This is a genomic window from Actinoplanes hulinensis, from assembly GCF_019429605.1.
GTDB lineage: Bacteria > Actinomycetota > Actinomycetes > Mycobacteriales > Micromonosporaceae > Actinoplanes > Actinoplanes campanulatus.
In genome coordinates this window covers 145,470-170,740 of record NZ_JAHXZI010000007.1, presented here as the reverse complement: position 1 = coordinate 170,740, position 25,271 = coordinate 145,470, and the positions used below count along the sequence as shown (strand labels likewise).

Here is a 25,271-nt window from a genome sequence, read left to right as displayed (position 1 = left end):
GCTAAGTTCCGATGCGGTAGGGCTCGGGGACGGGGGCGGTGCGGCGCAGGTCGTATCCGGGTTCCAGGGTGTGGAACAGGCGGTCCCAGACGGTGGTGTAGAAGCCCAGGTTCCAGCGCGGCTCGGCGTGGTGGCCGACGTGCATGGTGGGGGTGGCGATCCACCGGAAGACCACGTTGCCGCGGACCCGTTGGGGCAGCGGCTCCACGCCCAGGTGGCCCAGGATGCCGAAGATGAGGTTGAGCGCCGTGTAGGCGGCCAGCGCCGCGACCGAGAACGGGTGGACGGCCAGGACCACCAACCACATCGCCCCGAAACCGATCGCCTCGAACGGGTGCAGCGCGAACAGGGTGATCGGGCGGGCGTCGGCGAAGACGTGGTGCAGCCGGTGCACCCACGGGAACAGCGCTCGAAGATGGACGGTCGCGTGCCCGGCGTACATCAGCACGTCCATCACCATGACCAGCGCGACCAGCTCGGCGAGCGTCCCCAGGCCGAGATCGGTGGTCAGGACGATGACGCCGGCCTTCCACAGCCACCATCCGGCGACGGTGACCGCCGTGTTCAGGACGGTGGTGCTGGCTACCAGCGCCAGCTCCTGCCCGCTCACCGGTCCGGGATCCGGGGTGAGCCGCTGTGCGCCCGGCAGCCGCAGCGCCACGTGCCCGAGCAGCGCGCCCACACCCACCAGCAGGATGTTCTCCACCAGGGCGAGCAGGGTGAACCAGCCCGGGTGCATCGTCTCGAGAAACTCCAGCATGCCGCTCCTCTCGCCTACGGGGCCGCTGCGGCACGATAGCGCTCCGCGAGCGTACGCAGAAGGTCGCGAAGTTCCGGTGGTTCGACGGCCGTGAAGGGGACGTCGAATCCGGTCAGGTACGTGATGAGGTCGGTCAGCGAGTCGGTGCCCGTCTCCATCTCGCAACTGTCGGCGGTCAGCGCCGTGACCCGGCTCGATGTCGGCGTGGTCCGTTCGGCGACGACCGCGGCCGGGGCGGCGAACCGCACCCGTGCCCGGTAGCGGAACGGCGCGGTGGCCACACCTCGAAGCACGTGTGCGGCCGCGTCCCCGCCGGGAGCCTCGCGCGGCACGAACCGTTGTGGCGGTCCGCCGGGTGGCAGCACGGTGATCCGGTCGGCGCGGAACGTCCGCCAGTCGCCGCGGGCGGTGTCCCAGGCGAGCAGATACCAGCGGCGTCCGGTGTAGACCAGGGTGTGCGGCTCGACGTCACGTTCGGTGGCCGCGCCGGAGTGTGCCGCGTAGGTGAAACGCACCCGTTCGTGTCCGTGTGCCGCGGCGGCGAGCCGGGTGAGGGTGTCGCGGTCGACGACCGGTCCGCCGGCGGCCGCCGAGACGGTGGCGTTCTTCAGCGCGTCGACCTGCGGCCGGAGACGTTTCGGCAGCGTACGTTCCAGCTTGGTCAGCGCCCGCAGCGATGCCTCCTCGATCCCGGCGACGGTGCCGGCCGCCGCCGCGCGCAGCCCGACCGCCACCGCGACCGCCTCGTCGTCGTCGAGTACGAGCGGCGGCAGGGCGCTGCCGGATCCGAGCCGGTAGCCGCCGCCCGGCCCGGTGCCGGCGTCGACCTGGTAGCCGAGCTGCCGTAGCCGGTCCACGTCGTTGCGGACCGTCCGCCCGGTCACCGCCAGCCGTTCGGCGAGTTCCGCGCCGGGCCACTCCCGCCGTTGCTGCAGCAGGGACAGCAGGCGGAGCACCCGTACCGAGGTTTCCAACATTCCCACGAGTTTAGGAACCTGATGTTCCGCAACCCGCTTTAGCGTCGGGGCATGACATTGAGAGGCATGGCCACCGTCAGCTACTACGCCGCCGACTGGAACGCGGCCCGTGACTGGTACACGCGGCTCACCGGCATCGAGCCCTACTTCCTGCGCGACGGCTACGCCGAGTGGCGTCTCGGCGACCGTCAGGCCGAACTCGGCCTGATCGACGCCCGTTACCGCGCCCCGGGGACGCCGAGCGGCCCGGTGGGTGCGGTGCTCTACTGGCACGTCGACGACGTCGAGGCCACCATGGCGCGGCTGCTGGAACTGGGCGCCACCGTGCACGAGGCGCCGCTGGACCGTGGCGAGGGTTTCGTCACGGCCACGGTGATCGACCCGTTCGGCAATCTGCTCGGCGTCATGTACAACCCGCACTACCTGGAGATGCTCGGGGCCTCATGACAGGAGCGGCTCGAGCAGGGCGAGGAGCTGCTTGCGCTGGTCGGGGCGCAGGCGGTCCAGTTCGGGGGCGAGGACGGCGCGGGCCTCGCCGTACAGCCGCTGGGTGAGCTCGTGGCCGGCCGGGGTGAGGAACACGTCGACGACGCGGCCGTCGTTCGGGTTCTTCTCCCGGGCGAGCAGGCCGCGGCGTTCGGCGCGGTCGATCAGGCCGGACATCGTGGACTTGTCGAGGCCCAGGTAGGCGGCGAGTTCGGTGACACCGGGACGCCGGTCGCGCAGGATGCCGAACACCCGCAGCTGGGTGAGGGACAGGTCGTTCGCGGCGCCGATGCGGGTGAGCACGCCGGTCACCTGGAAGGTGTAGCGGACCAGGGCGTCGAGAAGCGCGTCCACGGAGTCCTCGGAAGTCATGTCGCCATCCTAGTTGACATGGTTGGCAATCCCAACCATCCTGGAGGTCGTTGGTAATACAAACCATCTCCGGAGGTTCCCATGCGTGCCGCAGTCCTCTCCTCGTTCGACGCCCCGCCCGCCTACCGCGACCACCCGGATCCGGCCACCACCGGTGACGGCGAGATGGTCGTCGAGGTGCTCGCGGCCGGCCTGCATCACCTGACCCGGTCCAAGGCCACCGGGGCGCACTACAGCAGCAACGGCGTGTTCCCGCTGGTCCCCGGCGTCGACGGGGTCGTCCGGGATCCGGCCGGCCGGCTGCGCTACGCGGTCCTCGACGACACCGGCCTCGGCACCTTCGCCGATCGGACCGTCATCGACGTACGCCGAAGTGTGCTCCTGCCGGAAGGTGCCGACCCGGTCCGGATCGCCGCGGCGATGAACCCGGGAATGTCCTCGTGGGTGACCCTGCGCCAGCGCATCGCGTTCCAGCCGGGCCAGCGGGTCCTGATCATCGGCGCCACCGGCAACGCCGGGCGGATGGCGATCCAGATCGCGAAACTGTTCGGCGCCGGCCACGTGATCGCCGCCGGGCGCGACGCGTCCCGCCTGGCCGCCCTCACCGCGCTCGGCGCTGACGAGATCTGCACGTTCGACGAGATCCAGCGCGCGGCGGACGTCGACGTCGTCCTCGACTACGTGTGGGGTGAGCCCGCCGCCGGCGCGATGATCCCGATGCTCACCGCGCGCGCCGACCGCACCGCGCCGCTGACCTGGATCCAGATCGGGTCCATGGCCGGCGCGTCCGCGCCGATCCCGTCAGCGGCGCTGCGAGCCGCCCGGTTGGAGATCATCGGCAGCGGCATCGGCTCGGTGCCGGCCCGCGACTTCCTCGCCGAGCTGCCGCAACTCGCGGCCGCGATCGCCGGGGACACCATCGAGGTACGGGCGAAGGCCGTGCCGCTCGCCGACATCAGCCGGGCCTGGACCGCCGCCGACACCGGCGACCGCCTCGTGCTGGTGCCCTGACAACGGGCGGCACGGGCTCCGGGCGCCTGGCAGAGTGGCGGGGGTGAATCTCGAAGAGGGTGCCGGCCTGCTGCACCGGCTCACGTCGTACGTGCCGGACCGCGACTGGGATGTTCCCGTCGACGACCCACGAATCCGCCACGACCTCGTCCCCGACGACCCCGCCACCCTGCCGCCGCAGATGAAGGCGTACCCGGGCGGGCTGGAGGTTCTGCCCCTGCCCCGTGACCTGCCCGACCCGGGCGTGAGCGCCACCGCGGTGCTGGCCGGGGTGGCGGCTCCGGCCCGGCCGCTGGACGCCGCGCAACTGGGCCGGATCCTCTTCCTGGGCGCCGGCGTGGTGCGCAGCGGCGAGCGCAACGGGCGCCGCATCCTGTTCCGCGCGTCCGGGTCGGCCGGGGCCCGGTTCCCGCTCGAGGTGTACGTCAGCGCCCGCAACGTGGCCGGGGTGCCGGACGCCGTCTACTGGTACGACGCGGTCGAACACGCCCTGGTCCGGATCGGTCCCGCCGCCGAGGGGACGGCGACCACCCTGGTCGTGACGGGCGTCCCCTGGCGGACCGGCTGGCGGTACGCCGAACGCGGCTGGCGGCACCTCTACTGGGACGCCGGCACCCTGCTGGCGCAACTGTGGGCCGCCGCCGACAGCGCCGGTCTCGGGACGCGGCTGCGCTCGCTGTTCCCGGACGCGACGGTGCGTGAACTGGTCGGCGCCGACGGCGTACACGAATATCCGCTCGCCCTGCTGTCGCTCGGCGACGGCGACCCCGCGATCCGGCCATCGAAACCGGCGGCGCCGGGCGACCTGCCGGAGGTGGAGCTGCCGCTGTGCACCGGGGCGCAGCGCGCCGGCGACCGCGACACCCTCGGCGAGCCCTGGCCCGCCGGCGAGCCGCTGACCGACGTGCCCTCGTCCGCCACGCTCGACGAGGTGATCCGGCGGCGGGGCTCGCAACGGCGGATGGACCGGTCCCGGACCCTGCCGGCCGACCTGCTGCGATGGCCGGTGGCCGCGGCGCTGCGCGGGGTGCCGGTGCCGCACTGGGTCGCCGTGCACGGTGTCGACGACGTCACGCCCGGCCTGTACCGATGGCCGGAGCTGGACAAGCCGGCCCGGGCCGGGGACCTGCGCGACGAGCTGCTGCGGGTCTGCCTCAACCAGGATCTGGCCGCCGACGCGGCGTACGTCGTCATCGCGGCCACCCCCGCCGAAACGCTCGACGACCGCGGCTACCGCGACGCCCAGCTCGCGGCCGGAATCGTGGAGGGCCGGCTGCATCTGGCCGCGTACGCGCTGGGCGCGGGCGCCTCCGGGATGACCTTCGTCGACTCGGACGTGCCCGCCCTGCTCGGCGAGCCCGGCGAACTGGCGACCCTGCTGTTCACCTGCGTGGGCGTCCCGGAATACCGCTCCCGGCCCGGCGGCGGACCGGGCGACCCGGTGGCCGTCCGGATGGTGGTTCCCCGCCTGACCGACTCCTGACCCCCGCCTCGTCAGATGTCGAGAATCAGCGCACGATGGTCGGAGACCTCCGGCTCGGCCAGGATCTCGAACCGCTTGACCGCGGCTACGTCGGAGATCAGCAGGTAGCTCGCGTGGCGGACCGGCTTGGGGTAGCGCGACGTGCGGGTGTCGGCGTCGCGAACCAGGTCGGTCAGCCCGATTTCCGCCAGCACGGCGAAGGTCTCACTGCCGGGCAGCAGGTTCAGGTCACCGCAGACCACTACAAGATCCTCAGGACCACGAAGCCGGCGTACGAGGGCCGCGAGCCGATCGGCCTGCCGCCGGCGGGCCGGGGTGTCGCCCTTGCCGTCGGGGTCGCGCAGCCCGTGCACCTGCACCACCCAGACGGACCGGCCGCTGTCGTGGGCCACGGTGCGCACGGCCAGCGCGATGCGGGGCCGGTCCCCGGCCGGCCACTCGTCGTGGTCGGTGAACCGTCCATGCACGAAGGTGGCGTCGAGTCCGCACACGGTCAGGTCCTCGGCGACCAGGGTGGCCAGACCGAAGTCCTGCCGGTGGCGGGCGCCCGTGCCGTCGTGCACCGGCCCGGAGTCGCCGGCCGCGAAGTGGCCCTGATGGCGGGGCAGCACCCGGCGTACGTCCTCGAAGAGATCGGCACGCTGGGGCAGGGAGCGTTCCGCGTCGGCGAAGCGGGTCCAGCCGCTCAGCCCCGGGGTGCGTGTCACCTCCTGGAGGCAGACGACGTCCGCTCCGCCGCCGGGCAGCCACGTGAGCAACTCGTCGGCCATCGCGCCACCCCAGGCGTTCACACTCGCGATCCGCACTTCGACCTTCCTGCCGCATCACCGTTACGAGAATCGCTGCACATGATCCCGAATCGCCGGATCCGAGGCGACTGAAATAGCGCCTGGGCGGCCGTATTCTCAAGTTCGCTCCGGTGCCGACGGAAATGGGGGAGAGCATGCGGATCACCGTGCTGGGCGCGGGTTCTTGGGGCACCACGGTCGCGTCCGTTCTCACCCGCCGGGATCACGAGTCGCTGATCTGGGCGCGCAACCCGGCCACCGCGGAAGAGATCGACGTCAAGCACCGCAACGAACGCTATCTGGCCGGTTTCCCGCTGCCGAAGCGGCTTCGCGCCACCGCCGACCTCGCCGAGGCGGCCGCCCACGCGGAACTGCTGGTCGTCGGGGTGCCCACCGGCGCGTTCCGGGAAACGCTGGAGCAGGTCAAGCCGGACCTGCACCCGTGGATCCCGGTGGTGAGCCTCAGCAAGGGGCTGGAGCGCGACTCGCTGCTGCGGATGACCGAGGTGATCAAGGAGGTACTGCCGGGACATCCGGCGGCCGCCCTCACCGGCCCCAACCTGGCCAAGGAGATCATGGCCGGAATGGCGGCGGCCACCGTGATCGCGACCGAGGACCTGACCGTCGCCACCGAGATCCAGCGGGTGTTCCGGCGCGGCCTGCTGCGCGTCTACACCAACCACGACGTGATCGGCTGCGAGGTCGGCGGCGCGCTGAAGAACGTCGTCGCGATCGCCACCGGCATCGCCCAGGGGCTGGGCGTCGGCGACAACACACGGGCCGGGGTGATCTCCCGCGGGCTCGCCGAGCTGACCACCCTGGCCGTCGCGATGGGCGGCGAACCCAGCACGCTGGCCGGCCTCGCCGGGATGGGCGACCTGGTGGCGACGTGCATCAGCCCGCACAGCCGCAACCGGCACGTCGGCGAGCAACTCGGCCGCGGCCGCAGCCTCGACGACATCCTGGCCGAGATGGGGCAGGTCGCCGAAGGGGTCAAGACCGTGCACGCCGCTGTCCAGCTGGCCGACCAGCACGGGCTGCCCATGCCCATCACCCGGACGATCCATCGGGTCGTCACCGGCGAGATCACCGCCGAACGCGCCTACGCCGGTCTGCTTCGCACCCACCCGGCCGGCCACGAGTCCGAACCCGGCTGACGCCGGCGATGGTCCGGGTGCCGCAGTCGCGCATAGATGACAACCACGACCGTTTCCGTGCCGCCCTGATCGAGTTGCGCGACCTGCTCCGTGACCATGCCCCGGAGCAGGTGTGGGCGGCATGGGCCAACCGCGTACTGGTCCGAAGTCAGGCCGGTGACGCCGGATGCTTCGACGAGTGGATGAGCGCCTACGGCGGCATGGGCAGCATCAGCGACCTGTCCCTCGACTGGGCCAGGCGCCTGACACCGGGCGAGCTGTCCGCCGTGTGGATTCGCGCCGAGCAGCTCCGGGGCCGGTGCTACGCCCTGGCGTCGCAACTGCGTGCCGATCTCGCCGAGAACCGGCGTCTCGGTGGGTACGCGCTGACACTCGCGCGGGAGCAGGCCTGGGAGCTGGCGCCCACGGTGAACCGGGTCTGGCTGCACACGTCGTCGCAGGACCACCCCAACGCCCAGCGCAACTACCACCGCCGTGGCCTGCGCACCTTCAAGACCGAAGACGGCGACCGCACGTGATCAGGGCGCCCAGATCCAGGCGTCATCGACGACGGCTGGTGTGCCGTCGAAGCTCGCGCCTCCGAACACCAGCATGCGGACGCCCGCCGCGACGACCGTGCGGTGGGTGACGTCGCCGCCGGGGATGGCGGGAACCCGCTGCCACGTACCGGTCGTGGTGTCGAGCACGACACCATCGGAGCCGAAGTAGACCGCCGTGCCGCCGGTGCGGGCGCCCGCGGAGTACACATCACCGGACGGCGGTTTCGGCAGGTCCGACCAGGTGCCGGTGGCCGGGGCGACGCCGCCGCCGTAGGGGTAGGTGCGCCCCCAGCCGTTGACCTCCCCGCCGTCGGCGCCGCCGAGCATCGGGTTGACCAGCTCCTTGCCCGCCGCCAGCCACGGTCCGGTGCCCAGGATCTCCGAGTCGGGCAGTCGTCGCCATGAGCCGGCGGCGAGATCCAGCGTCGCGGCACGGGTGAGCGCCGGCTTCTCGGAGCCCGGGTTCGGGACCAGCTCGTGGTCGAACAGGACCAGCTCGCTGCCGGTCCAGGCCATCGCCCGGTCGAACGCGGGGTTCAGCGGATCCGCCGGCAGCGCGGACCACGTCGCGGCCCGGGGGTCGAAGAGATAGTCCTTGCCGCCGCCGTTCTCCTCGCTGCCCAGGTAGGCCACGAGCCGGTCGCCCGCGGCCAACAGGCCGTAGCCGCCACCGAACGGCACCGGCATCCGGGCCCAGGCATCGGCATCGATCCGGTAGGCGAGCAATTCCTTGCCGTCGGGTGGCAGGACGTACACCGTTCCGCCGACGACGGCGCTCTCGCCCCCGGTCAGCGGCACCGGCGAATCGGCGATCTTCCGCCAGCGGTCGGTGGCCGGGTCGAAGGCGGCTCCGTCGGCGAGCGGCGTGGGATCGCCGACGCACGAGGCGCTGGGCGGGCAGGGCGACGCGTCGCTGCCGCCGATGAGTAGCACCTCGCGGCCGGTCCACAGCCCGAGCACCGCCTCACGGGGGCTCAGCGGCGACTTCGGCAGAGCTGTCCACCCGGCCTTGCCTTCCGCCGCCTTCGGTTCGACGGCTTCCGGCGCCACCGGTTCGGCGTTCCCGGCGCAGCCTACGAGCACGCCACACAGTCCGACCATCACCACTGCCATCCCCGCACGTCTCATCGCGGTTGGACTCCCGGCCCGCCGTCACGGTTCCCGCGCGCAGCCCGTACGCGAAGAAGTGATCGAAAGCGGGAGGGACGCCGGGAGGCCCGACCCATGATTTGCGATCATCGGCGGATGGAGTTCCTGCTCGATCCGCCGTATGGGGCCGGACCGCTGCGGCTGGGGATGGACGCGGACGAGGCGCGGGCCGCGCTGGAGACCGTCGGGCCGTTGCGGCCGTCGGCCGATGGCACGCTCGCCGTGCATCTGGACAGCGGTCTCGGGGTCAGCGTGGGGTTCGGGGCCGGGCCGACGCTCGGCCGGGTCAACGCGATCGAGGTGTGGCGGCCGCACGAGCGGGACGTGGTGCGGTTCCGTGACGTCGACGTGTTCGGGCTGCCCGCGCTGGAGGTCGTGGCCGGGATCCGGCGCCACGTGGAAGTCGTCGCGAACGAGGACGACGGGTTCACCGCACGGGAGCTGTATCTCGCGCTGTGGCGGCCCTTCGCCGAGGACGACGACCCGGGGGAGACCGAGGGTTACTTCTTCCAGTCGGTGCTCGTCGCCAGGCCGGGTTACGACGACACTCCGGCCGAGGCGGCGGCACGGCTGGCGGCAGGACAGGAGCCCGGATACTGATTGCCGGCATCGCCGAGACGGGTGGCCGGATCGTCTCCGGCAACGCGATGCTGCCGGCGTCGACCGCCGTTTCGGTCCGGGACAACACCCTGGTCGAGGGGTCTCTCGTCGAGTGCCCCCAGACCCTCGCCGCCTACTTCGTCGTGGAGGCCTCGGACCTCGACCACGCCGTTTGGATCGGCCGGATGATTCCGGTCGCCGACGGCTGGGTCGAGGTTCGCCCGCTGCTGACCGCTTGAACCGGACCGTGGTCACGGACGGTTGTACAGCGTCCAGTGATCCAGTTGGGTGAGGGCGCGAGCGTAGCCGCGGACCGAGGTACCGGCTGTCAGCCCCGCGACACCCACGTGTTCGGCGGCGAGTCGTTCGGCGTCGGCCGGGTCGGTGGGCGGGCGGGAGACCGCGAAACCGGTGGCGAGTCCGATGACGACGGGGATCGCGCCATACCGGTCGTACCATCGGCGGGCCGCGGCTGTCGACACCACCGAGTCCTCGCCCATCAGGGCGGCGTACCCGTCGATGTAGGCGAAGGCCGCCCACGGCTCCGGCCGGGGAACGATGACCAGCGCTTCGGGTTCGCCGAACGATGCCACGTCGTAACTGTCCAGGTAGTAGCCCTCGTCGCCGGTGCCGAGGATCTCCGGGTCCCGGTGGTGGGAGCCGGGCATCTGTGATCCCGGTCGCCGGGTCAGGAAGCCCTCCACATCGAAGTCCGCCGCCTGGGCGATCAGCTCGCCGGGAGTGACGGCGTGATGGAAGACCGGGTCGGTGACCAGGAACGACGGATTGACGAGAACCGGGTAGTGGTCCTTGAGCCCGGCACGCGCCGAGCGCCACATCTGCTGGGCGTCCCCGGTGACGTCCACGACGATCACCGTCTCGTCGTGGATGCTGTACTGCTCGGCGCGGTGTGATTCGAGGCCGGCGGCTCGCAAGATCTGTTGCACGTCGTGGATGCTAGACGGGGTCGATGGGTTTCGTGGTTTGCGGCATGATCCGAGCGTGGACGAATTGACCGGGGTGGCGCTGCGGCCGATCGAGGATGCCGATCTGGACGGGCTGTTCGCGATGATGCGGGATCCGGTGGCGGTGCGGATGGCCGCGTTCACGGCCGCGGACCCCGACGACCGGGCCGCCTTCGACGCCCACATGGCGAAGGTTCTGGCCGCGCCGGGGGTCACCAACCGGGCGATCACCGTGGACGGGCGGCTCGCCGGGAGTGTCGCGGCCTTCGTCATGGACGGGGACACCGAGGTCACGTACTGGATCGACCGGGCCTTGTGGGGGCGGGGCATCGCCGGGCGGGCGCTCGCCCTGCTGCTCGCGGAGGTCACCGTCCGGCCGGTGTTCGCGCGGGCCGCGAGCGACAACGGGGGCTCACTCACGGTGCTGCGGCGGGCGGGCTTTCAGATCATCGGTACGGACATCGGGTACGCGAACGGGCGCAAGGGGGAGATCGAGGAGACGATCCTGCGCCTGGATCACGCCACCGGCGCGTAGACCCGCCGGAGGATGGCGGTGACGGCGTCGGCCGGCATCGGCCGGGCCAGATGGAAGCCCTGGGCGAAGTCGCAGCCGATCTCGCCGAGCGCGGCGAGCGTGGGCGCGTCCTCGATGCCCTCGGCGACGACGGTGAGGCCGAGGTTGTGGCCGAGTTCGACGGTGGAGGCCACCAGTGCCCGGTTGCCGCGATCGGTGCTCATGTCCTGCACGAACGACCGGTCGATCTTGAGTTCGTCGAGCGGCAGGAGGCGCAGGTAGGTCATCGACGAGTAGCCGGTGCCGTAGTCGTCCACGGAGATCTTCACGCCGAGGCGGCGGATGCGGTGCAGCGCCTCGATGGCGGTGTTCGGGTCGCTCATGATGCTGTACTCGGTGACCTCGATGCACAGGTGCTCGCCGGGCACGCCGATCTCGCGCAGCAGGGTGGCGACCTGGTCGGGGAAGTCGGCGTCCAGCAGTGACCGGGTGGAGATGTTGACGGCGACCGGGACGTGATAGCCGGCATCGAGCCAGGTCCGGGCCTGTGTCAGCGCCTCGGTGAGCACCTGGTGGGTGAACTTGTGGATCAGGGTGGTGGCCTCCAGGACCGGGATGAACGCGCCGGGGGAGATGGGCCCCTTGCCGGGGTGCTGCCAGCGGGCCAGCGCCTCGACGCCGACGAGCACGCCGCTCCCGATGTCGACCTTCGGCTGGTAGTGCAGGCTGATCTCGCCGCCGTGGTCCAGGGCGCGGCGCAGGTCGCCGAGCAGGGTGAGCCGGGCGTTGCTGTCCTCGGTGGTGCTGGTGGTGAACCGGCGGAACCCGAGCCGCTGCTGCTTGGCGATGCTCATCGCGGTGTCGGCGTGCCGCAGCAGGGTGGGCACGTCGTCGCCGGGGCGGGCGGTGGCGGCGCCGACGCTGACCTCCAGGTCGACGGTGAGGTCGTCGATGACGAACGGCTCGTCGAAGGCGTCGGTGAGGCGGGCGGCGATGGCCTCGCCGATCGCCGGGTCGGCGTCGCGCAGCAGGACGGCGAACTCGTCGCCGCCGAGCCGGGCGACGAAGTCGTGTTCGCGTACGGAGACCTGCAGTCGCCGGCTGACGTGGTTGAGCAGCAGGTCGCCGACACGGTGGCCGAGCTGCTCGTTGACGTCGCGGAAGCCGTCGAGATTGACCACCAGCACGGTGGCCCGGCCCGGGCGGGGTTCGCTCGCGCGCCGCCGATGACTGGTGTCCTCGGCCAGCGCCCGCCGGGTGCGGTCGGTGAAGGCGGCGCGGTTGGGCAGGCCGGTCAGCGGGTCCGTGGTGGCCATCGCCTCGACCTGAAGCCGGTGGGCGCGCGCCGACAGGGCGAACAGGGCGAGTACGAGCAGGGTGACCACGAAGGCCAGGCCGTTGCCCCACAGCAGCTGCCGGGACTCGCGCTGCCCGTCCGACTGCCGCTCGGCGTGTTCGTTCAGGTGGTTCTGCTGTTCGGCCAGCACGACGTCCATGATCCTGGTGGTGGCGGGTTCGATCACCTTTTCCAGGTGGTCCTCGGCCGTTTGCCGGTCACCCTGGTCGATGAGGGTCAGGTAGGTGGCGATCTCGCCGTTCAGGCCGCGGTGCGCCTGCACGATCTCGGCGGTGACCTGCTGGTCCTGAAAATCGAGGGCGGCGATGTGCTCCATGGCGTTCTGCGTCTGCCGGTACACGCCGAGCAACTGCCGGTGCCCGTCGCCGCCGGGTTCGCGCAGCGCCTCCTGCATCAGCGCCGACTCCCACCTGGCCAGGTAGGAGGTCTGCTGGTAGGCGTCGGTACTGGCGCTGCCGGCGGCGATCTGCGAGACGATGTCCGCCTGCTGCCGGCTGCCGAACACCGCGGAGCCGGACAGGCCCGCCAGCGCGACGGCCACCAGCCCGACCAGCCACCGTGAAGCACCACCACGCGCCGACCTCATCATCACCTCCCCGCAGTTTCAGCTCCCCCTCCCTTCGGCACCGGCCGGGTGGAGGTGACAACCCGCCAGGTTGCACGGAGGGAGCAGATGTCGCGGGCGTCAGGCCGTCTCCAGGTTGCGGATCATGATGTCGAGGGTGGCCACGGTGCGGGCGTAGTCGTCGCGGGAGAGGCCGGCGGTGGACAGTTCCCGGATCGCCCCGACCTCGGCGGTGAGGGTGGTGAGAAGGTCCCGGCCGGCCGGTGTGAGCGTGCAGCGCCCGGCGACGGCGTCGACGATGCCGTCGGCGACCAGGGGTGACAGGTGCGGCTCGACGGTCTCGCCGGGCGCGAGGAACGGCGAGACCTCGGCGGCCATCGCCTCGGGGGTGCTCGTGCCGGCGGCGACGGTGTTCAGCAGTTGCCACTGGCGGCGGGTGATGCCTCGCGTACCGAGGGCGGCGGTGAACCGTTCGTCGATCAGACGGTCGAGTTCGCGGAGCAGGAACCCGATGGGCCGGGACTCAGTTGTATTCATGCAACCATTGGAGTGCCGCAACTCGATGATTGTCAAGCTACAACTGTTGTAGGTTGGCGGCATGACCCTCGAACCGGACGAGATCATCGCGCAGGCCCTCGTCCGCATCCGCCGTGACCAGCAGGCCCGCCACCTGCAACGACGTGCCGCGAACGGCGACACGACGGTGGCCTCGGCGGCGGACGCGGCCCGGTTCCGCTACCTCGACGCGCTCGACGAGGCGCCGGACGGACTGCCGATCTCCCGGATCGCCGACGCCATCGGTGTGGACCGGCCGCGGGCCAGCCGGCTCACCACCGAGCTGCTCACCGACGGCCGCATCGAACGCGCGCCGCATGCCGGCGACTCCCGGTACGCCCCGGTCCGGCTCACCCCGTACGGCCGTGACCTGGTCGCCGGGGTCCGGGAGGTCCGGCGGCACGCGGTCGGGCAGGCCCTCGCCGGGTTCACCGCCGACGAGGCCCGAATCCTGGCGATCCTGCTGGAACGATTCGTGGACGCCTGGCCGCGATCCGATCGCCCCGAGGCTGAGGACCTTCGACCCTCGCGGCGGGGTACGGCGGCGGGCAACACTCGACCCAGGAAAGAACGAGAGCCACGCCGAGACGGAGAGGGTGACACTGAGACAAAGAGAGCGACGCGATAGGAGGTGGCCGATTCGGATCACCTTTCAGACAGCGGTGCCACGACAGCCGCCGATCCCAGTACGGTCCCGGCCTCGGCAAGGTCCCAGCCGGCCGGCGGACCGCGGCGGCTTCCCGGCAACGGCCGGGCACGACAGTGCCCGGCCGTTCGCCGTGACATTTTGCACTCACAGTGCACTTGTCCCGTCCGGTCAGGACACTTAGCGTCAGCGCATGCCTGCATCATGGACGTTCGCCGTCGCCCGTGACGACCTCGGCCGGACGACGATCACCGAGACGACCACGCCGCCGCTCGCCAACGGCGAGGCGCTGCTGCGGGTCGACCGCGTCGGGCTGACCGCCAACAACGTGACCTACGCGGTGCTCGGCGAGTCGATGCGGTACTGGCAGTTCTTCCCCGGCGAACCGGCCGGGCTCGACCCGCTGTGGGGCCTGCCGCCGGTGTGGGGCTTCGCCGAGGTGGCTGCCTCGACAACGCCGGGCGTCGAGGTCGGACAGCGGGTGTACGGCTACCTCCCGCCCGCCGGACACCTCGTGGTGCGGCCCGGCCGGGTCGACGCCACCGGGTTCCGCGACACCGCCCCGCACCGGGCCGACCTGCCGTCTCCGTACAACGCCTACCGGGCCACCACCGGCGACGACGCCTACCGCGCCGACCAGGAGGATCTGCTGATCCTGTTCCGGCCCCTGTTCTTCACGTCGTTCATGCTCGCCGACCAGATCGTCGACAACGACTGCTATCGGGCCGAAGCGCTGGTGCTGTCGTCGGCGTCGAGCAAGACGGCGTACGCGGCCGCGTTCCAGCTGCGGGGCCACGGCCCCCGGCTGATCGGGCTCACCTCACCCGGCAACGTCGCCTTCACCGAGTCGCTCGGCTGCTACGACCGGGTGCTCACCTACGACCAGGCCACCGACCTCGACCGGGTGCCGACCGCCTACCTCGACCTGTCCGGCGCGCCCACCACCCGGGCCGCGCTGCGCGAGCACCTCGGCGACCGGCTCGTCCGCGACATCGCGGTCGGCCTCACCAACCAGATCCCGAACGCGGCCGCCGCCGGTGAGGTGTTCTTCGCCCCGGTGCAGATGCGCAAACGCCGCCAGGACTGGGGCCGTGACGGCCTCGACCAGCGCTTCGCCGCCGCGTGGCAGCGGTTCGCCGCCGAGGTCGGCGCCTGGCTCGACGTCCGCGACGGCACCGGCCCCGACGGTCTGCGCCAGGCCTGGCTGGAGGTGCTCGAAGGCCGCTCCTCGCCACGTGTCGGCCACATCGTCACTTTCTAGACCTTGGCGACCTTGATCTCGCCGTGACGGTGCTGGCGGATTCCGGTGGCGACCCCGGCGATCAGCACCGCCGCGCACAGGCCGACCAACATCGGCGGGGCCAGATCCAGCACCATGATCAGCGCGACGGCCGGAGTGCCGAGGCCCGGCCAGATCAGCGTCGCCCTGTAGCGGCGCGACAGCACGCCCTGGATGACGGCGGCGCTCAGCAGATAGCCGGTCAGCCCCAGGCCGAGGACACCGCGCGTACCGGCGCTGAGATGCTCGTCCGAACCGTGCTCGATCGCGCCCTCCAGACCGACCGCCACCGCCGCGAGGCTGACCGCCACCGGCAGGTGGGCGTACACGTAGAAGTCGTGCACCCCCTGGTGGGTCCGCTTGCCGCCCTCCTGCACCAGCCGCCGTTTCGCCGCACCGCCGGACAGGTCGAAATACGACCACCACAGCGCGGCGGCCACCAGGAAGGCGGCGCCGGCCGTGGTCGTCGCGCCGGCCGTCCACTTCCCGTCGTGCAGGCCGTGCACGGTCGCGGCCACCGACTCACCGAGCAGCAGGATGACGAACAGCCCGAACCGCTCGGGCAGGTGCTCCATGTGCAGGGGCGGGGCGTCCGGCTTGCGGGCGCTCAGGGTCGGGCCGAGCAGATCGACCAGGACGCCTGCCGCCCACAGCACGTACCGGCCGGGCGCCGGCACCGCCAGCGACACCAGCCAGAACGCGCCGCCGACGGCATGACCGATCAGGTACGGCCGGATTCCCGCCCTGGTGTCCGGAAGTGTTCGCCACACCCGCAGGTAGCCGACGGTCAGCACGATCCGCAGAACCACGTAGCCGAGCGCGAACCACGTCCCGGCCGGGCCGGTGACCTCCCCGGACGTCGACGCCATCACGATCACCCCGGCCATGCCGGTCAGGGTGAGCAGCCGGAAGATCGCATCGTCGGTGTCGAACCGGTTGGCGTACAGGGTGGTGCTGGCCCACGCCCACCAGCCGACCGCGACGACCGCCGCGAACCGGAGCCCGCCGCTGACCGTCTCGTGTTTCGCCAGCATGTCCGCGCAGCCGGCCACGAACAGCACGAACGCCAGGTCGAAGAAGAGCTCCAGCCGGGTCGCCGAACGGTTCGACTCCTGGTTGACGTCGTCGGGCGGGCGGACGAGCTCGCGTTCCTCCCGGTCCTCCCGCTCCAGGCGGGCGCGGTCCTCGGGGTTCTGCTCTGCTGACACGGCTACGCCCTACCCGAACCGGTCCGCACCCAATCGGCGTGATTCTGCCTGTCGTTCTGCCTGGGCGGAAACGGGCATCGCTGCTTGCATGGAGGCGACAGCGGTGGTGACCGTGTGGCGGGGGAGCCGAGCATGTACGTACAGCGATCACTGGTCGGCCGGGCGCCGGAACAGGCGACCATCGGCGGCCTGCTCGATCGCGCGGCCGACGGCGGCGCCGCACTGGTCATCCGCGGCGCGCCCGGGGTGGGCAAGTCGGCGCTGCTGGAGTGGGCCGCCACCACCGCCGGGGAGAAGTTCCGGCTGCTGCACGCGGTCGGGTCGGTCACCGAGTTCGGTCTGCCCTACGCCGCGCTGCACCAGGTGATGCGGCCGGTCCTCGGGCACCGCAACCGGCTCACCCCGAAGTACCGGCTCGCCCTCGACGTCGCCTTCGGCCGGACCTCCGGCGCGCCGCCGGACCTGTCCACGGTCGCGATGGCCGCGCTGGACCTGCTCGCCGAGGCGGCCGCCGACCGGCCGATCCTGCTGCTGGCCGACGACGCCCAGTGGATGGACGTCGCCAGCCAGCAGACGCTGGCGTTCCTCGCCCGGCGGGTCACCGCCGACCGGATCGTGCTGCTGGCCACCCATCGCGACACCGAACCCGGACCGCTGCTGGACGCCGCCGTCCCGGCCGTGGACATCGCGCCGCTCGACGCCGGTTCCGCGGCCGAACTGCTCGACGGCGCGGCCGGCGCCCTCGACCCGGGTGTACGGGCACTGGTGCTCGACGCGGCCCGCGGCAACCCGCTCGCCCTGCTGGAGCTGCCGCGCGCGGCCGGCCGGTACGCGGGCGCCAACGCCGGGCGGATCGCGCTGACCGCCCGGCTGGAGAACTCGTTCCTCGCCCGTACCGGTGAATTGGACGCCTCGACCACGACGGTGCTGGAGGTCGCCGCGCTCAGCGACGCCGACGACGTGGCCGAGATCGTCGCGGCCGCCGCGATTCTCGCCCCGGACGCCCCGCCCTCGCTCGACCCGGCCGTGTCCGCCGGGTTGATCGTGGTGGACGGCGCGTCGGTCCGGTTCCGGCATCCGCTGATCCGGTCGGCGGTCCTGCAACGCCTCGGACCGGACCGGCGGCGTGCCTGCCACGCCGCCCTCGCGCGGGCGCTGTCCGGCCAGCCGGAACGGTCGGTGTGGCACCGGGCCGGGGCGGCGCTGCGGCCCGACGCCGCGCTGGCCGCCGAACTCGAACAGCACGCCGATCAGGCGATCCGGCGTGGGGCGCAGGCGTTCGCGGTACGGGCACTGGAGCGCGCCGCCCAGCTGTCCGCCGAACGCGGCGACCGCCAGGCACGCACCTACCGGGCGGCCGCGCTCGCCTACACGGTCGGGCAGCCGGAGAACGGGGAACGGCTGCGCCGGCACCACCGCGACCTGATCGACGCCGGGCACGACGAGCTCCGGCACGAGTGGCTCAACGAGCTGGCCGACAGCGACCACGGCGGTGAGCAGCGCATCCACACGCTGCTCGGCCACGCCGAACGGGCCACGGCGATCGGCGACCACATCCTGGCCACCGACTTCCTGCGGGCGGCGGCGCTGCGCTGCTGGAACCTCTCACCCGGGCGGCCGGTCGGGAAACAGGTGATCGCGGCGGCGGGGCGGCTGGGGGTCACCGACATCGCGACACGGGCGCAGTTGCTGGCGTACGGGTCGCCGTTCGACAGCGACGGCACCATCCGCGCCCTGATCGCCCAGGTGCCGCCGGCCGGCCGGGACGCGGCCACCACCTACCGGCTCGCCCACGCGGCCGCCTGCGCCGGAGCCTCCGACGTCTCCGAAGGGCTGCTCACCGAGGCCGCCGACCGGATCCGGTCCGAGGGGCACCTGCACACCCTCGGCCGGACCCTGTCGCTGCTGGCCTGGTCGGCCCTGCGGCGCGGGTCCTGGTCGCACGCGGTCGCCGCCGCCGAGGAGAGCACCCGGCTGTGTGCCGAGACCCGCCAGCCGTTCTGGGAGGCGGCGTCGCTGGTCGCCCACGCCATGGTCGCCGCGTTCCGCGGTGACTTCACCGACGCCGAGAACCTGGTGGCGGCCGCCGACCGGCTCAACCCCCGCCGGTTCGCCACCATCGACGCGGTCGCCATGCTCGCGCGGGCGGCCATCGCCTCCGGACAGGGCCGGTACGAGCAGGCGTTCACCTGCCTCGCCCAGCTGCACGACCCGGCCGGCAGCGCCTACCACCCGGCGCACGCCCTGTGGTCGCTGGCCGGCCTGGCCGAGGCCGCCGTCGCCTGCGGCCGGGAGGACGCCGCCCGGACGCTCATCGCCCGGTTGCCCGTCGAGGTCCGCGCCACCACCTCACCCACCGGGCGGATGAACCTCGCGTTCGCCGAAGCGGTCCTCACCGACTCGTTCAGCACGGCCATGGCGGCCGACATGACGATGTGGCCGTACGAGCGCTACCGCCTGTATTTCGCCTACGGCGTGTCGCTGCGCCGCGGCCGGCGGGTCCGCGAGTCCCGCGACCACCTGCGTACCGCCCGGGACGGATTCGACCGTCTCGGCGCTCACCCGCTCGCCGACCGCGCCCGCACCGAACTGCGGGCGGCAGGGGAGCGCAGCGACTCACCCGTCACCGAAGTGTGGGACTCGCTGTCGCCGCAGGAGATCCAGATCGCGTCCATGGTGGCCCGTGGCATGACCAACCGGGACATCGCCAAGAGCCTGTTCATCTCCCATCGCACTGTCGGCAGCCACCTGTACCGGATGTTCCCGAAACTCGGCATCACCTCCCGCGGCGAGCTCCAGCGGATGGCCGCCGAACACGAACGGTGAACGCAGTCATCTGACTCACGCGCGGGTTCCCGCCACCGCCATAGGTTCCAGACAGGACATGCGAGAGAGGACGCCACCATGCCCTTCGTCACCACGGCCGACGGCACCGACATCTTCTACAAGGACTGGGGCAGCGGCCGCCCGGTCGTGCTCGCCCACGGCTGGCCACTCAACTCCGACAGCTGGGAGGCCCAGCAGCTGTTCCTCGCCGACAACGGCTACCGGGCGATCGCCCACGACCGGCGCGGCCACGGGAAGTCGACGCAGTCGTGGAACGGCAACGAGATGGACACGTACGCCGACGACCTCGCGGCGCTGCTCGACCACCTCGACCTGCACGACGTGACGCTGGTCGGCTTCTCCACCGGCGGCGGCGAGATCACCCGCTACATCGGCCGGCACGGCACCGCCCGGGTCGCGCAGGCCGTCCTCGTGTCCGCCGTGCCGCCGCTGATGCTGCTGCGCGACGACAACCCCGGCGGTGTCCCGATCGAAGTGTTCGACGGCATCCGCGCCGGCTCGGCCGCCGACCGGTCCCAGCTGTACAAGGACCTCGCCGACGGGCCGTTCTTCGGCAACAACCGGCCCGGCGTGGAGATCTCGCAGGGCATCCGGGACGCGTTCTGGCTCCAGTCGATGGCGTCCGGGCACCGCAACGCGTACGAGTCGATCGCCGCCTTCTCGGCCACCGACTTCCGTGACGACCTGGCCACGTTCGACGTCCCGACGCTGGTCATCCACGGCGACGACGACCAGGTGGTGCCGTTCGAGGTCGGCGGAAAGGCGTCGGCCGCGCTGGTCAAGGGCGCCGAGCTGATCGTCTACCCGGGCGCGCCGCACGGCATCACCGACACCCACAAGCAGCGGCTCGGCGACGACCTGCTGGCCTTCCTCAACAGCTACGGAGCCTGATCATGACGTCCACGCCTGACACGATCGTGCTGGTCCACGGCTTCTGGGTCACCCCGCGCAGCTGGGAACACTGGATCACCCACTACGAGAACAAGGGCTTCCGGGTCCTCGCACCCGGCTACCCCGGCTTCGAGGTCGAGGTCGAGGAACTGAACGCCAACCCGGACATCATCACCGCGGTCACCGTGCCCGGGATCATCGACAAGATCGAGACCCAGATCAAGGAACTGTCGAAGCCGCCGATCATCATCGGTCACTCCGCCGGCGGCGCGTTCACCCAGATCCTGCTCGACCACGGGTACGGGGCGGCCGGCGTCGCCATGAACTCGGCGCCCACCGAGGGCGTCAAGGTGGTGCCGCTCTCGCAGGTCAAATCGACGTTCCCGGTGCTGAAATCGCCGGCCAACCGGCACAAGGCCGTCGGGCTGTCGCTGGACGAGTGGAAATACGCCTTCACCAACACGTTCACCGACGAGGAATCGAAGGCCCTCTACGAGCGCTACCACATCCCCGCCAACGGCGGCATCCTGTGGGGCAGCGTCCTGGCCAATTTCCAGCCCGGCCACCAGGACACCTGGGTCAATTACCACAACGACGACCGCGCGCCGCTGCTCTTCGTCTCCGGCAGCGAGGACCACATCATGCCGCCGTCCATTCAGCGGTCCAACGCCAAGCATTACAAATCAAAGGCCACCACCGAACACATCGAGTACGAGGGGTACGCCCACCTGCTCCCGGCCCAGAATGGCTGGGAGGAGATCGCCGACACCGTCCTCGAGTGGGCCCTGCGTCACGCCCGCTGACCCGCCGGCTCCAGCCGGGCACGGTTGATGCCGTGCCCGGCCACCGCTGGACCCCGCCTTTCGAGAAGTGGCGTCAATCCGCTTCCGGCGGAGTCTTGGAGTCGAGCTCGCGTAACAGAGTACTGATCTGCTCCACGAGGATTCCGGATCCGATCTCGCGCGCCGCTTCGAGGCTTGTCTGGTAAACCTGCCGTGCAGTCTCCAGTTCTCCGACAGCCGCCAGGAGTTGGCCGAGTGTGCCGCCGACGGTGGCGACCTCGCCGGGGCGTTGCAGTCGGACGAGGATCTTGAATGCTTCTTCCAGGGTGGTCAACGCGGCCTCGATGTCTCGTCCTAGTAGCTGGCTCTGCGCAATCGACCACATGGTGGTCACGGTGCCTTCCATGTCCCCTATCCGCTGGAAGACCGGTAGCGATCTCTCCTGCTCGATGCGGAGGGCTTCGTCGTGGTCGCCGCGTTGGCGGAGGATGTTGGCGATGTTGCTCCAGGTAATAGCGGTGGAGCGGGCATCGCCGAGTCGTTCGAAGACGGGAAGCTGTCTTTCGTTGAGGATGCGGAGGGCTTCGTCGTGGTCGCCGCGTTGGCGGAGGATGTTGGCGATGTCGCCCCAGGCGACGGCGGTGGAGCGGACGTCGCCGAGTCGTTCGTATGCCGGTAGTTCGATTTCCTGGCGGATGTGAAGGGCTTTGTCGTGGTCGCCGCGCTGGTGGAAGATGTCGGCGATGTTGCCCCATGTGATGGCGGTGGAGCGGACGTCGCCGAGTCGTTCGTATGCCGGTAGTTCGATTTCCTGGCGGATGCGGAGGGCTCCGTCGTGATCGCCGCGGTCGTGGAGGACGTCGGCGATGTCGCCCCAGGCGACGGCGGCGGAGCGAGTGTCGCCGAGACTCTCGAAGGCGGGTAGCGTCATCTCTCGATAGACGCGGAGGGCTTCGTCGTGGTTGCCGCTACGGTGGAGAATGCGCCCGATCTTGCCCCAGACCATAGCTGTTTCGCGGGGGTCGCCGAGTCGTTCGTATGCCGGTAGTTCGATTTCCTGGTGGATCCGGAGGGCTTCGTCGTCGTCGCCGCGCAGATAGTGGATGTCGGCGATTTTGCCCCAGGCGTTGGCGATGGAGCTGGTGTAACCCAGTCGTTCGTAAGTCGGTAGTTCGATTTCACGGCGGATGCGGAGGGCTTCGTCGTAGTCGCCGCGCTGCTGGAAGGTGTCGGCGATTCTGCTCCAGGTGACAGCGGCGGAGCGAGCATCGCCGAGCCGCTCGAAGACGGGAAGTTGTTTTTCGTGGCGGATGCGGAGGGCTTCGTCGTGGTCACCACGCTGGTCGAGGATGTCGGCGATGCCGCTCCAGACCTGAGCGACGGCGCTGATGTCGCCGATCCGTTCGAAGACCGGCAGTTCGATCTCGTAGTGGATGCGGAGGGCTTCGTCGTAGTCGCCGCGCTGGTAGTGGATGTCGGCGATACTGCCCCACGCGGATGCGGCCTCCCATTCGGAACCAGCAGCGCTGAATATGTCTTTAGCCTGGTAGAGCAACTGTTCGGCGCGCTCCGGCTCGCCGCGCGTCGACAGCCGTTTGGCGTGTTCGCCGATGACCCGGGCGAGTTCCAGCGGGGCGACCGCGTCGCCTCCGGCGGTGGCCTGCTGGACAGCCCGGTCGGACAGCGTAACGGCGGCGTCACCCTCACCCGCGACCTGCGCCGCCTCAGCCGCCCGGCGAAGTAGCAGGAGCGGCGTAGACGTGGCGTGGCGGTCGAGCACTGCGATGGCCTCTCGCCCGAGCGCGAACGCTCGGTCGGCGGGCCCTGTCAGTAGGGCTCGCACCGCATCCGCGGCGCACAACTCGATGACCTCAGGCGCATCAGCCTGCACCGCCAGCAAGGTTAGCTGGAGGTCCACGACGGGATCCCAGTATCGCTGCTGTTCCGGGCCGCCCCATGCGGTGAGCAGGGGCCGCACGACCGCCGCTGCCAGTTCACTCTGTTCGATAACGGTCAGTGGCGCGATCCGGCCGGCAGCCAGCGCGCTGACCGCGGTCGCAGGGGCGCCCGGATCGCGGATGTCGGGGAAGGCATCGGCCAATCCCAGGCCCCGCAGGCGCTGCACCGACCCGCGGGCGCGGGTCTCCAGTAGTTCGGTGACCGCCGTCGGCATCGGCAGGTCGAACAGGGTCAAGGAGCGCAGCAGGGCGATGTGGGTAGGCCCGGCCTGATCGATCAGGGCGTCCAGGGCCAGGTTCTCCACGAAGGGTCGGACATCTGCGTCGGCGGGCAGATCGCCACGGTCCAGGTATGACTCCATCTCGGCCACGGCTTGCTCGGCACGGGCGTCGTCGACCTGTGGGCTGTAGACCAGCCGTAACGCGACCAGGTCCTGTAGGCCGGGGTTCCCCCGGCTGACCGCCACCGCACGGGCTGCCAAGTCGGCCCGTGACTCCCGCAGTTCCTCGGTCGGCACCGCTCGCTGCCGCACCGCCAGTTTCCGCTGCGCCACCGGCGACAGTGGCGCCAACTGCACCGGTTCCAGTCGTTCCGGCAGCCCGTCCAGACCGAACGTGAACCGGCTGGTCACCATGAGCCGGCTGTCGCCCCGGTCGGGGTCGAATGCCCGCAGCACCGCCGCCAGCACCGGCGCATACCCGGAGGCCACGCGATGCGGGCCATCCGGCTGCTCTTCGAGGATCTGTTCCAGGTCGTCGATGATCAACAGCAGAGGGCGCTGCCCGTCCTTGCCGACCTGCGCGCATGGGCCGGACAGCAGATCCACCAGCAGCCAGTGCAGTGATTCCTGGTCCTCGCGAACCTCCGCCCGTCGCTCCTTGACCAGTGACCGTGCGGCAGGGTTGTCCTCGACCGCCGCGGCGATCGCGTCCAGCACCGCCATCGCCGTGTAGTCGCCGAACACCACCGCAACCGAGCGGTCGGTGAAGCGGTCCGCCAGCCGCGCGGCGAGGCTTGACTTGCCCAGGCGGCCCTGGCCGTGCAGCAGCACGCCGGAGTGCTCGTTGCCGCGTAGCGCGCGCAACGCCTGGCGCATCTCACGGCGGCGGCCGACGAACATCTGGGCCGTCGCCACCGGCACATGCTGTCGTTTGAGGTCGAGGAACGTCTTCCTGCCCTGTTGTGCCGACAGCCTCGGGCGCTTGCGCGTTCCGCCGACCACCGGGCCGCCGCCGGCCGGGCCCAGCCAGATCCGGGCCAGATGCCAGTCCGCCCGTAGACGCGGCTGGTCGCACGCCAGCAGCTTTCGGCGCGCGTCGCCCACCGCGGCCGCCAGGTCCTGCCGTAAGCCCAACTGTTGATAGAGGTGCTGGGCGAACAAGGTCGCGGCGCCGTCGGTGACCGAACCGTCCCAGCCGATTACCGCTGGCACTCCCGCAGTCACCAAGCCGGTGGACAGCGAATGGGCCACCGGCACCACCGGAACCGGGGTCGTCGACGCGGCGGCCGTGTCCGTGGAGCGGTGGTCGGGGCCGGGTGGCATGTAGCCCTCCGCGTCCGCGGCCGTCGCTGTCAGGCACGCCGAGACGAACATCAGCCGGGGCATCATCGGCAGCCGCCGGACCAGGGCCGCTGCGGTGACCGGCGAGGCGTCGCCGATCTCGTTCTCCATCATCAGCACCGCCATCCTGGGCTGATCCGGCGAGGTCCGCCAGTTGTTGACCCCGTGACAGGACAGGTGCAGCACCGGCAGCCCGCCGAGGTCGGCCCACCGCTGCCCCAACTGATCCGGGTCGCCGGTGTCCTCCACGACCAGATCGACCCGGGTGTCGCCGACCGCGGTGAGGATGGCGGACTCCTCGGCCTCGAAGTCGAGTTCGCGCTGGCCGCGGGGCGCCGAGGCCATGAACATCAGTCCCAGCCGCAAGTCGTCGAGCGGCGGGGCGTCGTTCGGGGCCCCCAGCCGGCGCACCACCTCGTACCGTCTCAGCTCATCGGCGGCCAGGAATCCGTGCTGATCGGCGAGTACCTCCCACGGTGCCCGCAACACGGCCCACTCCGCCGCCGACGGTGATGCCGAAGCCCTCACCTCGAACACCAGCGGCGTCCTGAACTGGACCTCATCACCGCCGATCCACGCGAACAGCTTCCGGCCCAGCGCGACGAAGACCGCGTCATCAGCGTCCGAGTGGACCGCGTCCACATACTCGGCGGCCACACCCTGCAGCAGCTCGACGTCGGCAGGCCCCAGGGGACGACGCGCGCCCACCGGTTTCCCGGCGACCAGCACCTCGAACCCGGCAGCATCCAGAACCAGACCGGTAACCACCCGCGCAGACCTCCCTCACCCGCCTCACCTCATAACTGGCGGACAGGGCTTC

The 25,271-nt window shown here is 71.1% G+C and carries 23 protein-coding genes; 13 read left to right on the top strand and 10 right to left on the bottom strand.

The window, feature by feature from the left end; all coding sequences use genetic code 11:
* Position 1 precedes the first annotated feature (1 nt).
* Both KZ829_RS14995 and KZ829_RS14990 read right to left on the bottom strand, forming a co-directional pair.
* Positions 2-760: a sterol desaturase family protein gene (locus KZ829_RS14995; RefSeq protein WP_220144506.1), complete on the bottom strand. Its 759-nt coding sequence runs from the start codon at positions 758-760 to the stop codon at positions 2-4.
* Between the two features lie 14 nt (positions 761-774).
* A complete protein-coding gene (locus tag KZ829_RS14990; RefSeq protein ID WP_220144505.1) occupies positions 775-1,737 on the bottom strand; it encodes a helix-turn-helix transcriptional regulator in 963 nt (320 codons plus the stop codon).
* Between the two features lie 51 nt (positions 1,738-1,788).
* Here KZ829_RS14990 and KZ829_RS14985 point away from each other — a divergent pair, with 51 nt between their 5' ends.
* Entirely contained in the window at positions 1,789-2,184 is a 396-nt protein-coding gene (locus tag KZ829_RS14985; protein ID WP_220144504.1) for a VOC family protein, read from the top strand.
* On the opposite strand, the gene KZ829_RS14980 is transcribed toward KZ829_RS14985, so the two are convergent.
* On the bottom strand, positions 2,179-2,595 hold the full coding sequence (locus KZ829_RS14980; RefSeq protein WP_220144503.1) for a MarR family winged helix-turn-helix transcriptional regulator: 417 nt from the start codon (positions 2,593-2,595) through the stop codon (positions 2,179-2,181). The two genes, KZ829_RS14985 and KZ829_RS14980, sit on opposite strands and share 6 nt — an antisense overlap.
* A gap of 81 nt (positions 2,596-2,676) precedes the next feature.
* Here KZ829_RS14980 and KZ829_RS14975 point away from each other — a divergent pair, with 81 nt between their 5' ends.
* Together KZ829_RS14975 and KZ829_RS14970 are read left to right on the top strand one after the other, a co-directional pair.
* Positions 2,677-3,606 carry a quinone oxidoreductase family protein gene (locus KZ829_RS14975; protein ID WP_220144502.1) on the top strand — a complete coding sequence of 310 codons (930 nt, stop codon included), beginning with the start codon at positions 2,677-2,679 and terminating at the stop codon, positions 3,604-3,606.
* Between the two features lie 43 nt (positions 3,607-3,649).
* Entirely contained in the window at positions 3,650-5,089 is a 1,440-nt protein-coding gene (locus tag KZ829_RS14970) for a nitroreductase family protein (RefSeq protein WP_308285492.1), read from the top strand.
* Positions 5,090-5,100: 11 nt separating this feature from the next.
* Here the strand turns inward: KZ829_RS14970 and KZ829_RS14965 are convergent, their stop codons facing one another.
* A complete protein-coding gene (locus KZ829_RS14965; protein WP_220144501.1) occupies positions 5,101-5,895 on the bottom strand; it encodes an endonuclease/exonuclease/phosphatase family protein in 795 nt (264 codons plus the stop codon).
* A gap of 113 nt (positions 5,896-6,008) precedes the next feature.
* Between KZ829_RS14965 and KZ829_RS14960 the strand changes: the two genes are divergently transcribed.
* Both KZ829_RS14960 and KZ829_RS14955 read left to right on the top strand, forming a co-directional pair.
* Positions 6,009-7,034, top strand: coding sequence for an NAD(P)H-dependent glycerol-3-phosphate dehydrogenase (locus KZ829_RS14960; protein WP_308285491.1), 1,026 nt, complete (start codon positions 6,009-6,011; stop codon positions 7,032-7,034).
* Between the two features lie 17 nt (positions 7,035-7,051).
* Entirely contained in the window at positions 7,052-7,552 is a 501-nt protein-coding gene (locus tag KZ829_RS14955) for a DUF6966 domain-containing protein (protein ID WP_220144500.1), read from the top strand.
* Here KZ829_RS14955 and KZ829_RS14950 read toward each other — a convergent pair whose 3' ends face one another.
* Positions 7,553-8,686 carry a Kelch repeat-containing protein gene (locus tag KZ829_RS14950; protein WP_220144499.1) on the bottom strand — a complete coding sequence of 378 codons (1,134 nt, stop codon included), beginning with the start codon at positions 8,684-8,686 and terminating at the stop codon, positions 7,553-7,555.
* Positions 8,687-8,818: 132 nt separating this feature from the next.
* On the opposite strand from KZ829_RS14950, the gene KZ829_RS14945 reads away from it, so the two are divergent.
* Positions 8,819-9,322 carry a hypothetical protein gene (locus KZ829_RS14945; protein ID WP_220144498.1) on the top strand — a complete coding sequence of 168 codons (504 nt, stop codon included), beginning with the start codon at positions 8,819-8,821 and terminating at the stop codon, positions 9,320-9,322.
* Between the two features lie 47 nt (positions 9,323-9,369).
* Positions 9,370-9,561, top strand: a complete 192-nt coding sequence (locus KZ829_RS14940; protein WP_220144497.1) for a YciI family protein — start codon at positions 9,370-9,372, stop codon at positions 9,559-9,561.
* Positions 9,562-9,573: 12 nt separating this feature from the next.
* Here KZ829_RS14940 and KZ829_RS44495 read toward each other — a convergent pair whose 3' ends face one another.
* Positions 9,574-10,269 carry a DUF4253 domain-containing protein gene (locus tag KZ829_RS44495; RefSeq protein ID WP_220144496.1) on the bottom strand — a complete coding sequence of 232 codons (696 nt, stop codon included), beginning with the start codon at positions 10,267-10,269 and terminating at the stop codon, positions 9,574-9,576.
* Positions 10,270-10,324: 55 nt separating this feature from the next.
* Between KZ829_RS44495 and KZ829_RS14930 the strand changes: the two genes are divergently transcribed.
* Entirely contained in the window at positions 10,325-10,822 is a 498-nt protein-coding gene (locus KZ829_RS14930; protein WP_372453868.1) for a GNAT family N-acetyltransferase, read from the top strand.
* On the opposite strand, the gene KZ829_RS14925 is transcribed toward KZ829_RS14930, so the two are convergent.
* Together KZ829_RS14925 and KZ829_RS14920 are read right to left on the bottom strand one after the other, a co-directional pair.
* The gene (locus KZ829_RS14925; RefSeq protein ID WP_220144494.1) at positions 10,804-12,744 is read right to left on the bottom strand and encodes a putative bifunctional diguanylate cyclase/phosphodiesterase; all 1,941 of its coding nucleotides are present in this window, start codon (positions 12,742-12,744) and stop codon (positions 10,804-10,806) included. The two genes, KZ829_RS14930 and KZ829_RS14925, sit on opposite strands and share 19 nt — an antisense overlap.
* Positions 12,745-12,843: 99 nt before the next feature.
* Positions 12,844-13,260 (bottom strand): winged helix DNA-binding protein, encoded by a 417-nt coding sequence (locus tag KZ829_RS14920; RefSeq protein ID WP_220144493.1) that lies wholly within the window; start codon positions 13,258-13,260, stop codon positions 12,844-12,846.
* 61 nt (positions 13,261-13,321) lie between these two features.
* Between KZ829_RS14920 and KZ829_RS14915 the strand changes: the two genes are divergently transcribed.
* Both KZ829_RS14915 and KZ829_RS14910 read left to right on the top strand, forming a co-directional pair.
* The gene (locus KZ829_RS14915; RefSeq protein WP_220144492.1) at positions 13,322-13,906 is read left to right on the top strand and encodes a MarR family winged helix-turn-helix transcriptional regulator; all 585 of its coding nucleotides are present in this window, start codon (positions 13,322-13,324) and stop codon (positions 13,904-13,906) included.
* 211 nt (positions 13,907-14,117) lie between these two features.
* Positions 14,118-15,185 (top strand): DUF2855 family protein, encoded by a 1,068-nt coding sequence (locus tag KZ829_RS14910; RefSeq protein ID WP_220144491.1) that lies wholly within the window; start codon positions 14,118-14,120, stop codon positions 15,183-15,185.
* Here KZ829_RS14910 and KZ829_RS14905 read toward each other — a convergent pair.
* Complete coding sequence (locus KZ829_RS14905) at positions 15,182-16,411, bottom strand: low temperature requirement protein A (RefSeq protein WP_220144490.1); 1,230 nt, start codon at positions 16,409-16,411, stop codon at positions 15,182-15,184. The genes KZ829_RS14910 and KZ829_RS14905 overlap by 4 nt on opposite strands.
* 132 nt (positions 16,412-16,543) lie before the next feature.
* Between KZ829_RS14905 and KZ829_RS14900 the strand changes: the two genes are divergently transcribed.
* From KZ829_RS14900 to KZ829_RS14890, 3 genes are all read left to right on the top strand, one after another.
* On the top strand, positions 16,544-19,237 hold the full coding sequence (locus KZ829_RS14900) for a helix-turn-helix transcriptional regulator (RefSeq protein ID WP_220144489.1): 2,694 nt from the start codon (positions 16,544-16,546) through the stop codon (positions 19,235-19,237).
* Positions 19,238-19,315: 78 nt separating this feature from the next.
* Complete coding sequence (locus KZ829_RS14895; protein WP_220144488.1) at positions 19,316-20,149, top strand: alpha/beta fold hydrolase; 834 nt, start codon at positions 19,316-19,318, stop codon at positions 20,147-20,149.
* A 2-nt stretch (positions 20,150-20,151) separates the two neighbouring features.
* Positions 20,152-20,952 carry an alpha/beta hydrolase gene (locus tag KZ829_RS14890; RefSeq protein WP_220144487.1) on the top strand — a complete coding sequence of 267 codons (801 nt, stop codon included), beginning with the start codon at positions 20,152-20,154 and terminating at the stop codon, positions 20,950-20,952.
* Between the two features lie 73 nt (positions 20,953-21,025).
* Here the strand turns inward: KZ829_RS14890 and KZ829_RS14885 are convergent, their stop codons facing one another.
* Positions 21,026-25,219, bottom strand: a complete 4,194-nt coding sequence (locus tag KZ829_RS14885; RefSeq protein WP_220144486.1) for a tetratricopeptide repeat protein — start codon at positions 25,217-25,219, stop codon at positions 21,026-21,028.
* Positions 25,220-25,271: the final 52 nt, after the last annotated feature.